This is a genomic window from Streptomyces pratensis, from assembly GCF_037137275.1.
Taxonomy (GTDB): Bacteria; Actinomycetota; Actinomycetes; order Streptomycetales; family Streptomycetaceae; genus Streptomyces; species Streptomyces pratensis_B.
The window spans coordinates 98891-112686 of record NZ_JBBBEN010000093.1; the positions used below are offsets into that span (position 1 = coordinate 98891).

General features: G+C 74.0%; 9 protein-coding genes. 7 read left to right on the forward strand and 2 right to left on the reverse strand.

The window, feature by feature from the left end; translation table 11 throughout:
• The first annotated feature begins 867 nt into the window (after positions 1-867).
• Positions 868-1281 (forward strand): coenzyme B12-dependent isobutyryl CoA mutase small subunit, encoded by a 414-nt coding sequence (locus V9U70_RS19800; protein WP_336677035.1) that lies wholly within the window; start codon positions 868-870, stop codon positions 1279-1281.
• Positions 1282-1766: 485 nt separating this feature from the next.
• Here the strand turns inward: V9U70_RS19800 and V9U70_RS19805 are convergent, their stop codons facing one another.
• Positions 1767-3455 (reverse strand): DUF5691 domain-containing protein, encoded by a 1689-nt coding sequence (locus V9U70_RS19805; protein ID WP_336677036.1) that lies wholly within the window; start codon positions 3453-3455, stop codon positions 1767-1769.
• A gap of 301 nt (positions 3456-3756) precedes the next feature.
• Positions 3757-5226, reverse strand: a complete 1470-nt coding sequence (locus V9U70_RS19810; protein ID WP_336677038.1) for an SWIM zinc finger family protein — start codon at positions 5224-5226, stop codon at positions 3757-3759.
• A gap of 150 nt (positions 5227-5376) precedes the next feature.
• Between V9U70_RS19810 and V9U70_RS19815 the strand changes: the two genes are divergently transcribed.
• From V9U70_RS19815 to sucD, 6 genes are all read left to right on the forward strand, one after another.
• The gene (locus V9U70_RS19815; protein WP_336677040.1) at positions 5377-5841 is read left to right on the forward strand and encodes a hypothetical protein; all 465 of its coding nucleotides are present in this window, start codon (positions 5377-5379) and stop codon (positions 5839-5841) included.
• Positions 5842-5990: 149 nt separating this feature from the next.
• Positions 5991-7115 carry an ATP-binding protein gene (locus tag V9U70_RS19820; RefSeq protein WP_336677042.1) on the forward strand — a complete coding sequence of 375 codons (1125 nt, stop codon included), beginning with the start codon at positions 5991-5993 and terminating at the stop codon, positions 7113-7115.
• Positions 7116-7234: 119 nt separating this feature from the next.
• On the forward strand, positions 7235-9724 hold the full coding sequence (locus V9U70_RS19825) for a DUF5682 family protein (RefSeq protein WP_419724003.1): 2490 nt from the start codon (positions 7235-7237) through the stop codon (positions 9722-9724).
• Between the two features lie 386 nt (positions 9725-10110).
• Positions 10111-11265, forward strand: coding sequence for a VWA domain-containing protein (locus V9U70_RS19830; protein WP_419724004.1), 1155 nt, complete (start codon positions 10111-10113; stop codon positions 11263-11265).
• Positions 11266-11645: 380 nt separating this feature from the next.
• Positions 11646-12827 (forward strand): ADP-forming succinate--CoA ligase subunit beta, encoded by a 1182-nt coding sequence (gene sucC, locus V9U70_RS19835; protein WP_336677045.1) that lies wholly within the window; start codon positions 11646-11648, stop codon positions 12825-12827.
• 21 nt (positions 12828-12848) lie between these two features.
• Positions 12849-13733 carry a succinate--CoA ligase subunit alpha gene (gene sucD, locus V9U70_RS19840; protein ID WP_336677047.1) on the forward strand — a complete coding sequence of 295 codons (885 nt, stop codon included), beginning with the start codon at positions 12849-12851 and terminating at the stop codon, positions 13731-13733.
• The last annotated feature ends 63 nt before the right edge of the window (positions 13734-13796 follow it).

Here is a 13796-nt window from a genome sequence, read left to right on the forward strand (position 1 = left end):
AACGTTCTATTCCTGGCCGCTGGAGTCGTTCCGGTTGAGGGGGTGAACCCTCCTGCGCCCCCGTGCTCCTTGGCGGCTCTGCCGTTCCTGTCGCCTCCGTTTCCCGTGCGGTCCCCGCCGCCTGCGCCGTCGCCTGAGCCTTGAGTGCCGGGCGGACGGCTGAGGCCATGGCCGGACGGACCGGCAGCGCGAGCGAACGGACCGGCAGCGCGAGGAGACCGAGGCCGGTGACGCGCGAGTTCACCGCGTCGAGGCCGGGGCGGCCGGCGCACGCCGTCTCGGCGGGGCCATGACCTGGTCCGGCTCGCTCCAGAAGCTGACGGACCGCTTCCGGCGGCCGGGCGCGGGGCTCCGCAGCTTCACGACCAGGGAGGAACCGGTGCGTATCTGCCGTACGAGCACGAGGGGGAGCCCCGGGCCCCGGGGGAGCGAGGGCGGTGTCGCGGCCGTCGTGCGGCCTCCCGAGCCTCACCGGGGTGCGCCCCCGGCCGTCGCCGCCGAGCCGCTGGACGTCATACCGGGCGACGAGTCCGCCGAGGCGTTGCCCCCGATGGTGTCGGCCCGGCGGCATCCGGTGCGCGTGCAGGTCTCCTCTGCATGCCGCCCGAGCAGTGCGGCGGCGACGGGCCGTACCACCGTGCCGCGCGGCTGGCGGCGCGGGGGTACGGCGACCTCGTAGCGGCTCTCCTCGCGCCGGGCCCGCGCGGCCCGGAGGACCGCGTGGACGGGGACGGCGCCTGGCGCGCAGGTCCCTCGTGTGATTTCCCCCTCCCCGGCTGCCGCGAAACTGCGGCTTGCGGGATGCTGTGGATAACGTTCGTTCACATCCCCGGCCCTTCAGGCACGGGAGACCATGTGGAGGCAGTGATGGGTGTGACCGGTCCGATCCGTGTGGTGGTGGCCAAACCGGGACTCGACGGCCACGATCGCGGGGCCAAGGTGATCGCGCGGGCGTTGCGGGACGCCGGTATGGAAGTGATCTATACGGGGCTCCACCAGACGCCCGAGCAGATCGTCGACACGGCGATCCAGGAGGACGCCGACGCCATCGGCCTCTCGATTCTCTCCGGAGCGCACAACACGCTCTTCGCGAAGGTGATCGAGTTGCTGAGGGAACGGGAGGCGGAGGACATCAAGGTGTTCGGCGGCGGGATCATCCCGGAGGCGGACATCCCGCCGCTGAAGGAGCTGGGCGTGGCGGAGCTCTTCACGCCGGGTGCGACGACGACCGAGATCGTCTCCTGGGTGAACACCCACGTCCGTCAGCCCGCCCAGGCCTGACCACGGCGCCCGCGCGCCCGGCCCCGCCTGAGCGGGACCGCGTGCGCCCGGCGCTGCGTGGTGCGGGCGCCGGCATGCGTCCGGTGCTTCACGAGCCGGGCGAGCCGGGGGTGCCCGTGTGACGCCAGGGGTCGCCTGAGGAGGCGGCGTGGGCCCGTCGGCGTGCGGACGGGACCGGGCGCGCCCGCCCACGCGGGAGGCCGTGCTGCCTGGCTCCGCCCGCCCGCCCGCCTGCCGTCGGCGGTACGGGCCCGGGGCGGCGCGCGCACCCGGCGAGCCGGCCCACCTGACGTCCCGCCTGGGCGCGGCTGGGAATGCGGGCTGGGCACGGACCTGGGCGCGGGCTGGGAATGCGGGCCGCGGTGGGCCTGTGCGGCCGGGGTGGGGCCTGGGCGTACGGGGCCGAGGCCCGCGCCGGTGGGCCTGTGCGTACGGAGCGCCGCGGGCCGCGGCGGGCTTGTGCGTACGGAGCGTCGCGGCGGGCGTCAGCCCAGGAGCTCCGCCTCCATCGCGGCGCGCAGCCGCAGGGTGGAGACCAGGCGCTGGAAGGCCTCCGACCAATACCCGCCCGCCCCGGGCGACGCCCCCTCCTGCTCGTCCGGCACCGCCGTCAGGACCTCCAGCCGCTCGGCCTCGGCCGGTTCCAGACAGCGCTCCGCCAGCCCCATCACGCCGCTGAAGCTCCATGGGTAACTCCCGCCGTCGCGGGCGATGTCGAGTGCGTCGACCACCGCGCGCCCCAGGGCGCCGGACCAGGGAACCGCGCACACGCCGAGCAGCTGGAACGCATCCGACAGGCCGTGTGCGGCGATGAAGGCGGCTGTCCAGTCAGCGCGTTCGAGCTCGGGCAGGATGGCGAGGAGCTGGGAGCGTTCGGCGATCGAGGCCGCCCCCGGACTGCTCGCCGGAGGAGCGGAGGGGGCGCCGAGCAGGGCCCGCCCCCATGAGGAATTCCGCTGCCGCACCGCGGCCCGGCGCCATGCGGCGTGCAGCTCGCCTGCCCAGTCGTCGGCGACGGGCAGGGCCACGATGTCCTGCGCCGGACGTCCGCCGAACTGCTGCTCCCAGACGTCCAGCGGCGTGGACTCCACCAGCTGCCCCAGCCACCAGGACCGTTCGCCGCGCCCCGTCGGCGGGACCGCGACGACGCCGTCCCGCTGCATGCCGGGGTCGCACTCGTGGGGCGCCTCCACGGCGATCGCGGCGGCGCCTCCCGTACGGTCCGGGTTCACACAGGACGTCGCGCGGGCTGCCATCCGTCCTGCGAAGGCGGAAGCGGGCAGGGCGGAGAGCAACTCGGCGGCGGTGGCGCGGACGTTGCGGCTGCGGTCCGACAAGGCCTGCTCCAGGAAGGGTTCGTCGGCGTCTTGCAGCCCACTCCGCAGGGAGTCCAGGAACATCAGCCGGTCTTCTGCCCGCTCGGTGGGCCAGGTGGAGGCGAGGAGGGCGAGCGCGGCCGGTGGGTCCTGCGCCCGTACGGCGTCGAGCAGGGCGATCCGCTCCGCGAACAGGCCCTCCTCCCACAGGCGTCGCACGACTTCTGGATCGGTGGTGTCGGGCCGCAGCGAGCCGCTCGCGGAGCCGCGCAGGGCGAACTTCCATTCGGGGTTCAGTCCGGCCAGCCACAACCCGCGCGGCCCGGCGAACGCCAGGGCCGCCGGCCGCAGGTCCGTCCGGGCGCGGGCCGCGTCCAGCAGCGGCGGCAGCAGGGCGGCCGGCGCCCGGAAACCCCGTCGGTTCGCGATGGCCAGCCACTGCGGGATGAGTTCGGTGAGGTCGGGGGTCGTACCGCGCCGTCCACCGCCCGGGGAGGCGGCCCGGCCGGCGAGCAGATGGGCGAGCCGGTGCCGGGCGGCCTCGGGAAGCGGCGGGCGCGGATCGGGGGCGGCGGACTCCGGGCGGGCCTCCGGTACGGCGGGCAGCAACCCGGCCCGCTGCCTCACGGTGTGCGACGCGGCGGCGTCCAGCAAGGCGGCCGGGGCGCCGGCCGGACCGGGGGCCTCGCACGACGTGGGTGGTCGGCGGTCGGTGCCGAGCAGCGCCGAGGTGAGCAGCTCCTCCCAGGGCAGGCGGTCGACAGCGGCGGCCGCCTGGCCCTGAGCGGCTCCCGCACCCGAGTGGACGAGGCCGGAGGGCACTTCGACGGGCCGGTCGGCGCGCACCGCTGCGGTCATCGTGCTCCGGGGCGGGCGGGGTGTCGGGTACTGAGCCGGGGCGGTGGTCGTACGAGGCATCGTGCCCCTCCAAGGGCAGCAGCGCGCGCACCAGTGCGCGGACGTCGGACTCGGGCGGTGAGCGGGCGGATGACGGGCGGACGGACGACAGGAGGAAGGAGGCCGGCCGGATGGGTGGCGGGCGGAGGATGAGGGCCGGACGGGTGGCGGGCGGAGGGGTGGTGCGCGGTGGGGTGTGGTGAGAAACGGGGCAGTGCGTGGTCCGGCGCGGCCGGCGGTTCGCGGGTCCGGGCCGACCGCGTCAGACCAGTCGCACGAGTGCCCCGGCCCCGGTCGCGAGCCCTTCGGTAGGCGCCGTGTCTCCGCCCTCCCCGCCCCGGCTCTCCGGGTCCCAGGCCGCCAACGGGTCGAAGCCGTGGTGGCCCATCTCGCCGAACACGGTCACCGGGCCCCCGCCCGAAAGGGCCACGAGCTTCCACAGGCCCGGTCGGGACAGGGCGGCCGGAGCGATCGGCAGGGCCGCGTCGGCTTCGGCATCGGCCAGTTGCCAGCCGCCCTCGGACGGCACGGGTATGACGTCGCGCAGGGTGACCGGATATGCGTCCAGCCACGGATCGTGCCGCAGCGCCTCCCCGTACACGACAGGGGCGGCGGCGGCGTCGACGCCCGGCGGAGGGGCGGCGAGGGGAGCGGGCGGCCCGAAGTGCTGCCCCAGCTCGGCCCGGAGCTGCCCGCCGCCCGGATACGGGGTCAGCTCCGCCTCGATCGTCACGCCCACCGGCAGCGCCTGGGCCGGTGACCGGCCCGCAGCGCCGAAGGAGAGAAGCAGCGCCGTGCGGTCCGAACCCCGCCCGTACAACCAGATCCGCCGGGTGACGATCCTGCCGTCGGGGGTGTCGTACTGCGCGAGGACCAGCCAGTGATCGCGGATCGGGGGGCCTTCGGCGGAGGTGGGGAGCCCCACCCTCGTACGCACCGTCGCGGCCAGAGGGCCGGGCAACTGCTCCCGGCCCAGCCATGCCGTGTTCAGCAGATGGAGGAGAGCGCACTCCTCCAGCAGCCGCGTCGGCCAGTCCGGCCCCGACCCGGCGATCGCGCCCAACTCCCGCACCCGGGCCGCCAGCCCGGGGGCCTGGGCGTCGACCATGCGGGCCGCGGTCTCCTCCCACAGGGCGTGACCCGAGGGCTCCGCGGCCGCCAGGCCGCCCCGGAGCAGGTCGGCCAGGCGCTGCTCCAGCTCCTGGGCCCCGGCGGTGACCCGCGTGGCCCGGCGCTCCGCCCGCTTCCGCGCGGCGGCGGAGCCCGGGGACCCCGGAGCGGCCTCGCCGCCCTCGCCCGTCGCGCCCCCACCGGTCGCGCTCCCGCCCGTCGCGGCCGGAGGCTCCGCCGCGCGCCGACGCCGGGCCTCGATCCACGGGGCCGCCCAGTCGGCCGGCTCGCCCCGGGGGAACACCGCCCCGTCGGAGGCCCGGAGCAGCAGCAGCCCCAGCGCGTGTTCGCACGGGGACTTCCGGCTCGGGCAGCTGCACCGGTACGCCGGGCCGGCGGTGTCGACCACGGTCCGACAGGGCGCGCTTCCGCTCCCCTCGCACGCCCCCCACACCGCGCCTGCCCGGTCGAGGCCGGTGCCGGACCACGACCCCGGGATGCCGAGCCTGACCCCCGCCGTGCGTGACTTCTCGTCAGGTGCCAGTGCCAGCACCTGATCCACCGTCCAGCTCGCCACCGGTGTGCCGGCGGGCGAGGGACCTCCCCCGTGAGATCGCAGCATGGGAACGACGGTAGGCGGCGCCACTGACAATCCGCTCCGACCTGCGACGCTGCTGTTTCCAGGGCGACTTGACTTTGCTGCTCCGCTGGGCTTCTCTGCGGGTTCCGCGTACGGAATCCATCCGGCGGAACGATCCAGGGGGGATCTCAGATGAACCGCATCATTCGCACCACTCGTACCGGCCGAACCACGCGCCCCGTGCGCACCGTTGCCTGCGCCCTCGCGGTCACCGGTCTCGTGTTCGGGCTCGGCGCCTGTTCGACCGAATCGGTGGACGACGCGGTCGGCAAGGTGGTCGACGAGACCGTGGACGAGACGTACGAGGTCACCTACGAGGTCACCGGGGAGAGCGTCGACGAGATCATGTTCCACGGAGGCGGCGGCGATGCGATGGAGCCCGAGCTGGAGACCGTCACCTCGCCGACCCTGCCGTGGAAGAAGACGGTGACCCTGCGCGGCATCATGCCGCCCGCCGTCACGCCGATGGCGGTGGACGCGGGCGGCGCGGAGATCACGTGCTCCATCACGTACAAGGGCAAGGTCATCAAGGAGGCGAAGGGGGAGGGCATGCTCACGGCGGGCGGCTGTGTCGCCGTCTCGCCCATCGTGGGCTGACCCGCCCGCCGGAGGCCCGTCGCCCCCGGCCCTCCCGGCCACGCTTCACGCGGCCGCTGCACGGGCTCTGACCTGCGGTCAGGGCCCGTTGTCAGTGCCATGGTGCACGGTGGGAACCACATCAGGTCGACCGATCTGGAGGGGGACTCATGACCGTGTCCGTAACCACCGCTGCCGTCGAACCGGCGGCCGGAGGCCAGGCGCTGCGCCCGCATGCGGAGGACGCCTTCGCCGACGAGCTGAAGGCGCTCGCCGCCGCCGACGACCGGCCCCGGCCCGCCCGCTGGCGGCTCTCGCCCTGGGCCGTCGCCACCTACCTGCGGGGCGGGACGCTCCCGGACGGGACGGTGATCACACCGAAGTACGTGGGGCCGCGGCGACTCGTCGAGGTCGCCGTGACGACCCTGGCCACGGACCGTGCGCTGCTCCTCCTCGGCGTTCCCGGGACGGCCAAGACCTGGGTGTCCGAGCACCTTGCCGCAGCGGTCAGCGGCGACTCGACGCTCCTCGTGCAGGGCACCGCGGGGACTCCGGAGGAAGCCGTCCGCTACGGGTGGAACTACGCGCAGTTGCTCGCGCACGGCCCCAGCCGCGACGCGCTCGTGCCCAGCCCGCTCATGCGGGCCATGTCCGAGGGCATGACCGCCCGGGTCGAGGAGCTGACCCGCATCCCCGCCGACGTGCAGGACTCGCTCATCACGATCCTGTCGGAGAAGACGCTCCCCGTCCCCGAGCTGGGGCAGGAGGTCCAGGCGGTCCGCGGGTTCAACGTCATCGCCACGGCCAACGACCGGGACCGGGGGGTCAACGAGTTGTCCAGTGCGCTGCGCCGCCGGTTCAACACCGTCGTGCTGCCGCTGCCGGCCACCCCGGAGGCCGAGGTCGACATCGTGTCCCGGCGCGTCGACCAGATCGGACGTTCGCTCGACCTGCCCGCGGCGCCGGAGGGGCTGGCCGAGATCCGCCGTGTGGTGACGGTCTTCCGCGAGCTGCGCGACGGGGTGACCGTCGACGGGCGCACGAAGCTCAAGTCGCCCTCCGGGACGCTCTCCACGGCAGAGGCGATCTCCGTCGTCACCAACGGCCTCGCCCTGGCCGCTCACTTCGGCGACGGTGTGCTGCGCCCCGGCGACGTGGCGGCCGGCATACTCGGCGCGGTCGTCCGGGACCCGGCGGCGGACCGCGTGGTCTGGCAGGAGTATCTGGAGGCCGTGGTCCGCGAGCGCGACGGTTGGAAGGACTTCTACCGCGCCTGCCGCGAGGTATCGGCATGAGGAGCGCTGCGGTCGCCGGCGCCGAGAGCTCCGGCCCCGCGGGCCCCCGCGCCGAGGCCACCGGCCCGGCGACGACCGGCACCGCCGGCACCGCCACAGCCGGCACGACCGGCACCGCCATGACCGACGCTGTCACGACCGGCGCCCTCGCCGCCGGCACCGGCGCGGCCGGCCCCGTCGGGGCGCGGGGTGACGCGGCGGGCGGGCCGGTGTTCCTCGGGGTGCGGCACCACGGGCCCGGTTCGGCTCGCGCGGTCCTCGCGGCTCTCTCTGCGGCCCGCCCTGCCGCCGTCCTCATCGAGGGGCCGTCCGAGGGCGACGCGCTGCTGCCGCTCGCCGCGGACCCGGGGATGCGGCCCCCCGTCGCGTTGCTCGCGCACGCCGTGGACGATCCCGGCCGGGCCGCCTTCTGGCCGCTGGCCGCGTTCTCGCCCGAGTGGGTGGCGCTCCGGTGGGCCCTCGGCCATGGCGTTCCGGTGCGCTTCATCGACCTCCCGGCCGCCCACACACTGGCCCTCACGGCCGCCGCACCGGGCCCGGGCCGGCCGACCGGCGCGGCGGCCCCGCGGAAGGAGGAGACGGAAGAGGCCACGCCGGTCCTCGACCCGATCCGCGTACTCGCCGAGACCGCCGGGTACGACGACCCGGAGCGCTGGTGGGAGGACGTCGTCGAGCACCGTTCGCCGGGCCGCGCCGCAGGTCCGCACTCGTGGGACGCCGAACGCTCCTGGGCGGCCGGGGCAGCCGGAGCCGCGGCGGGGGAGCCGGGCGACGCGCTCGCGCCGTTCGCCGCGCTGGCGGAGGCCATGGCGGCTCTCCGCGAGGCCTACGGAGACGGCGGGCGGCCACGGGACGCCGTACGCGAGGCCTGTATGCGGATGCGGCTGCGCTCCGCACGCAAGGAGTTCGGGGACTCCGTCGCCGTGGTCTGCGGCGCCTGGCACGTCCCCGCGCTCGCCACGCGCACCACACTCGCCGCCGACCGCGCCCTCCTCAAGGGGCTCCCCAAGGTCAGGACCGAGCTCACGTGGGTGCCGTGGACCCACCGCAGACTCTCCCGGCACAGCGGCTACGGGGCCGGCATCGACGCACCCGGCTGGTACGGCCACCTCTTCGCCGCCGCCGACCGGCCGATCGAGCGGTGGATGACCAAGGTCGCCGGACTGCTGCGCGACGAAGACCGGTCCGTCTCCACCGCCCACGTCATCGAGGCCGTCCGCCTGGCCGAGACCCTCGCAGCCCTGCGCGGCCGGCCCCTGGCCGGGCTCGGTGAGGCGACCGACGCGGTGCGGGCCGTCATGTGTGAGGGGTCCGACGTCCCCCTGGCCCTCGTCCAGGACCGGCTGATCGTCGGTGAGGCCCTCGGAGAGGTGCCGGACACCGCCCCCGCCGTCCCGCTGCAACGGGACCTCGCCCGCACCCAGCGCACCCTCCGGCTCAGACCGGAGGCCCCGGAGCGCGAGCTGGACCTCGATCTGCGCAAGGACACCGACGCCACCCGCAGCAGACTCCTGCACCGGCTGCGCCTCCTCGGCGTGGAGTGGGGCGAACCGGTCGCCGGGCGGGGCAGCACCGGCACCTTCCGGGAGAGCTGGCGGCTGCGCTGGGACCCGGAGCTGCACGTCCGGGTCGCGGAGGCCGGAGTATGGGGCACCACCGTCCTCACCGCGGCGACGGCGAAGGCCGAGGCGCGGGCAGCGGAGGCCACCTCGCTCTCGGAGGTGACGGCCCTCGCCGAGCACTGCCTCCTCGCCGGGCTGCCGGAGGCACTGCCCGTCGTGATGCAGGCCCTCGCCGACCGCGCGGCGCTCGACGCGGACGTCGGCCACCTCGCGGACGCGCTGCCCGCCCTGGCCCGCTCCCTGCGGTACGGGGACGTGCGCGCCACCGACACCGCCGCCCTCGCCGAGGTCGCCGCAGGCATCGCCGACCGCATCTGCGTCGGCCTCCCTGCCGCCTGCACCGGACTCGACGGGAAGGGGGCCGAAGAAGCGCGCCGCCAGGTGGAGGCCGTCCACGGCGCGATCGGGCTGCTGCTCGCCGGGGCAGCGCCCTCCGCAGGGCTGCGGGCCCGCTGGGACGCCGTCCTGAGCAAGCTCGCACACCGCGAGGGCGTCGCCGGGGTCGTCCGGGGCCGGGCTGCCCGGCTGCTCCTGGACGAGGGGCGGCTGGCAGAGGACGGGGCAGCCCGTCTGATGGGTCTGGCGCTCTCCCCCGGGGCCCCGCCCACCGAGGCCGCCGCCTGGATCGAAGGCTTCTTCGGCGGTGCTTCGGGGGGCGGCACGCTCCTGATCCACGACGAGCGACTGCTCCAGCTGCTCGACGCCTGGCTGACGGGCGTGCCGGCCGACACGTTCACTGATGTCCTGCCGCTCCTGCGCCGCACGTTCTCCGCCTACGAGCCGGCCGCACGCCGCACGTTGGGCGAGCTGGCCCGGCGCGGCCCCGCCGCCGAAGGCGGACGCCGCGTCGGCGGCGTCCGTGTGCCCGGGTTCGGACCCGGCCTCGACCAGGGCAGGGCCGAAGCGGTGGAGCCGGTGCTGTGCCTGCTGCTCGGCCGACGCCCAGGGGCACCGGTGGGCAGGGCGACGACGGGGGCGACGGGATGACGGACACCACTGGCACCACAGGCACCACAGGCACCACAGGCACCACAGGCACCACAGGCACCACAGGCACCACTGGCACCACGACGACTGTGACCACTGCGACGACCACCATGTCCCCGACGCCGGAACCGGCGGGGACGGACCAGCCGGGGGAGACGATGAACCGAGCGGCACAGGCCCCTCCAGCCACCGCAGCCCCTCCAGCCACCCCACCCACTCCGGCCACCTCGGCCACGCAGGCTCCACAGATCCGGACGCCGCAGGCCCCGTGCCCCGTAAGCCCGCCGCATTCCCCGCAGCCCCCGCATTCCCCGCAGACCTCGCACAGCCCGCAGCCCGTGCAGCCCCCGCAGGCGGCCGAAGGGGAACGGCTGCGTCGCTGGCGGATGGTGCTCGGACCGGAGGGCGCGGACAGCACCGGCCCCGCCCTCACCGGCAAGGACGCCGCGATGGACGGTGCGTTGAGCGCGCTGTACGGCGGGGCAGGGGAAAAGAAGCCCGCGGGCCGGGGCGGCGGGCGTTCGGCCGGGCTCGGAGCGTCGGCCCCGTCCGTCGCCCGCTGGCTCGGCGACATCCGGACGTACTTCCCGAGCACCGTGGTCCAGATCATGCAGCGCGACGCGATCGACCGGCTCGGACTGGAGGCGCTGCTGCTGGAGCCGGAGATGCTGGAGGCGGTCGAGGCGGACGTCCACCTCGTCGGCACCCTGCTCTCCCTCGGCAAAGCCATGCCCGAGACGACGAGGGAGACCGCACGCGCCGTCGTCCGCACCGTCGTCGAAGACCTGGAGAAGCGCCTGGAGAGCCGGACCAGGACCGCGCTCACCGGGGCGCTGGACCGCTCGGCGCGGATCGGCCGGCCGCGCCACCGGGACATCGACTGGGACCGCACCATCCGGGCCAACCTCAAGAACTACCTGACCGTCCCCGGCCGGGACGGCCGGGCGGCGACGGGCACGGTCGTGCCGGAGCGCCTCATCGGCTACGGGCGTGCGGCCCGGTGCGCCACGAAGGAGATCATCCTGTGCGTCGACCAGTCGGGCTCGATGGCGGCGTCGGTCGTCCACGCCTCGGTCTTCGGCGCGGTGCTCGCCTCCCTGCGCAGCCTCGCGACCCGGCTCGTCGTCTTCGACACGGCGGTCGTCGACCTCACGGACCGGCTGGACGATCCGGTCGACGTCCTGTTCGGCACCCAGCTCGGCGGGGGCACCGACATCAACCGGGCGCTCGCCTACTGCCAGTCGAGGATCACCCGTCCCGCGGACACCGTGGTCGTCCTGATCAGCGACCTCTACGAGGGCGGCATACGCGACGAGATGCTCAAGCGGGTCGCCGCGATGAAGGCCTCCGGCGTGCAGTTCGTGGCGCTGCTCGCCCTCTCCGACGAGGGCGCGCCCTCGTACGACCGCGAGCACGCGGCGGCGCTGGGGGCACTGGGCGCGCCCGCGTTCGCCTGTACGCCGGACCTCTTCCCGGACGTGATGGCGGCCGCGATCGAGAAGAGGCCCCTGCCGATACCGGACCGGGAGAGCCACCGGTGACCCGGACTCGCCGCGGGGCTCCGCGGCGAGCCCGGCGTCCGTCCACCGCCGCCCGGCGCCTGCCCGCAGTCCGCCCGATGCCTGCCCGCAGCCCGTCCGGGGCCCTGACACGGGCGGGGGGCCCTGGCAGGTCTCCCGTCCCGGGCGACTCTTCCGCCCCGGGCGACCCGGCCGCTGGGCGCCGTCTGTGACGGTTATCACCGCTCAGGTGTGATCTGCGATTTAGGGTCACACCGAGCGCGGGGATAACCTGCCGGATGGACATGCCGCGTACTCGGACACCGTGTACGCCTTCCTGGTGACAGCGCAGTCACGTTGCCCTTCGCGGCACGCCCACGCAGAAGAACGAACCGCGATACCACTAAAAGGGACGGACGCGCGTGGACCTGTTCGAGTACCAGGCGAGGGACCTCTTCGCCAAGCACGGTGTACCGGTGCTGGCCGGTGAAGTGATCGACACGCCTGAGGCAGCCCGCGAGGCGACCGAGAAGCTGGGCGGCAAGTCTGTCGTCAAGGCGCAGGTGAAGGTCGGCGGCCGCGGCAAGGCCGGCGGCGTCAAGCTGGCCGCCACCCCCGACGAGGCGGTCGCCCGGGCGACCGACATTCTCGGCATGGACATCAAGGGCCACACGGTCCACAAGGTGATGATCGCCGAGACGGCCCCGGAGATCCTGGACGAGTACTACGTCTCCTACCTCCTCGACCGCACCAACCGCACCTTCCTGGCCATGGCCTCGGTGCAGGGCGGCGTGGACATCGAGGAGGTCGCGGAGAAGACCCCCGAGGCCCTCGCGAAGGTGCCGGTCGACTCCAACTCCGGCGTCGACATCGTCAAGGCCCGCGAGATCGTGGCCCAGGCGAAGTTCCCGGCCGAGGTGGCCGAGAAGGTCGCCGAGGTCCTGGTGACGCTCTGGAAGACCTTCGTCGCGGAGGACGCGCTCCTCGTCGAGGTGAACCCGCTGGCCAAGGTCGCCTCCGGCGACATCCTGGCGCTGGACGGCAAGGTCTCGCTCGACGAGAACGCCGACTTCCGCCAGCCCGACCACGAGGCCCTCGAGGACAAGGCCGCAGCCAACCCGCTCGAGGCTGCCGCCAAGGCCAAGAACCTCAACTACGTCAAGCTCGACGGCGAGGTCGGCATCATCGGCAACGGCGCCGGCCTGGTCATGTCGACCCTGGACGTCGTCGCGTACGCCGGTGAGAAGCACGGCGACGTGAAGCCCGCCAACTTCCTCGACATCGGTGGCGGCGCCTCGGCCGAGGTCATGGCGAACGGCCTGGAGATCATTCTCGGCGACTCGGACGTCAAGTCCGTCTTCGTCAACGTCTTCGGTGGCATCACCGCCTGCGACGAGGTCGCCAACGGCATCGTGCAGGCGCTCGCGCTGCTCGAGTCCAAGGGCGAGAAGGTCGAGAAGCCGCTGGTCGTGCGTCTCGACGGCAACAACGCGGAGCTGGGTCGCAAGATCCTTTCCGACGCCAACCACCCGCTCGTGCAGCGCGTGGACACCATGGACGGCGCGGCCGACAAGGCCGCCGAGCTCGCCGCGGCTGCGAAGTAAAGGACGAGGGACTCCAACACCATGGCTATCTTCCTCACCAAGGACAGCAAGGTCATCGTCCAGGGGATGACCGGCGCCACGGGCATGAAGCACACCAAGCTCATGCTGGCCGACGGCACCAACATCGTCGGTGGCGTGAACCCGCGCAAGGCGGGCACGTCCGTCGACTTCGACGGCACCGAGGTCCCGGTCTTCGGCTCCGTCAAGGAAGCGATGGAGAAGACGGGCGCCAACGTGTCGGTCCTCTTCGTGCCGCCGGCGTTCTCGAAGGCCGCCGTCGTCGAGGCGATCGACGCCGAGATCCCCCTCGCGGTCGTCATCACCGAGGGCATCGCCGTTCACGACTCCGCCGCCTTCTGGGCGTACGCGGGCGAGAAGGGCAACAAGACGCGGATCATCGGCCCGAACTGCCCGGGTCTCATCACCCCCGGCCAGTCCAACGCCGGCATCATCCCGGGTGACATCACCAAGCCCGGCCGCATCGGTCTCGTGTCCAAGTCCGGCACGCTGACCTACCAGATGATGTACGAGCTCCGTGACATCGGCTTCTCCTCCGCCGTCGGCATCGGTGGCGACCCGGTCATCGGCACGACGCACATCGACGCCCTCGCCGCGTTCGAGGCCGACCCCGAGACCGACCTCATCGTGATGATCGGCGAGATCGGCGGTGACGCAGAGGAGCGTGCCGCCGACTTCATCGCCAAGAACGTCACGAAGCCGGTCGTCGGTTACGTCGCGGGCTTCACGGCCCCCGAGGGCAAGACCATGGGCCACGCCGGCGCCATCGTCTCCGGCTCCTCGGGCACCGCCCAGGCGAAGAAGGAGGCCCTCGAGGCCGCCGGCGTCAAGGTCGGCAAGACGCCGACCGAGACCGCCAAGCTGGCGCGCGAGATCCTCGGCGCCTGAGGGGAACAGAGCGCGAAAGGCGTCACGGACTCCTGAACGGCGCGGGCCCGCACCCCTTCGTCC

Excerpts from the sequence above, each read along its gene's own strand:
- V9U70_RS19805 (WP_336677036.1), bottom strand. The coding sequence starts at position 3,455 with ATGACCGCAGCGGTGCGCGCCGACCGGCCCGTCGAAGTGCCCTCCGGC.
- V9U70_RS19825 (WP_419724003.1), top strand. The coding sequence starts at position 7,235 with ATGACCGACGCTGTCACGACCGGCGCCCTCGCCGCCGGCACCGGCGCG.
- V9U70_RS19815 (WP_336677040.1), top strand. The coding sequence starts at position 5,377 with ATGAACCGCATCATTCGCACCACTCGTACCGGCCGAACCACGCGCCCC.
- sucD (WP_336677047.1), top strand. The coding sequence starts at position 12,849 with ATGGCTATCTTCCTCACCAAGGACAGCAAGGTCATCGTCCAGGGGATG.
- V9U70_RS19800 (WP_336677035.1), top strand. The coding sequence starts at position 868 with ATGGGTGTGACCGGTCCGATCCGTGTGGTGGTGGCCAAACCGGGACTC.
- V9U70_RS19810 (WP_336677038.1), bottom strand. The coding sequence starts at position 5,226 with ATGCTGCGATCTCACGGGGGAGGTCCCTCGCCCGCCGGCACACCGGTG.
- V9U70_RS19820 (WP_336677042.1), top strand. The coding sequence starts at position 5,991 with ATGACCGTGTCCGTAACCACCGCTGCCGTCGAACCGGCGGCCGGAGGC.
- V9U70_RS19830 (WP_419724004.1), top strand. The coding sequence starts at position 10,111 with ATGGTGCTCGGACCGGAGGGCGCGGACAGCACCGGCCCCGCCCTCACC.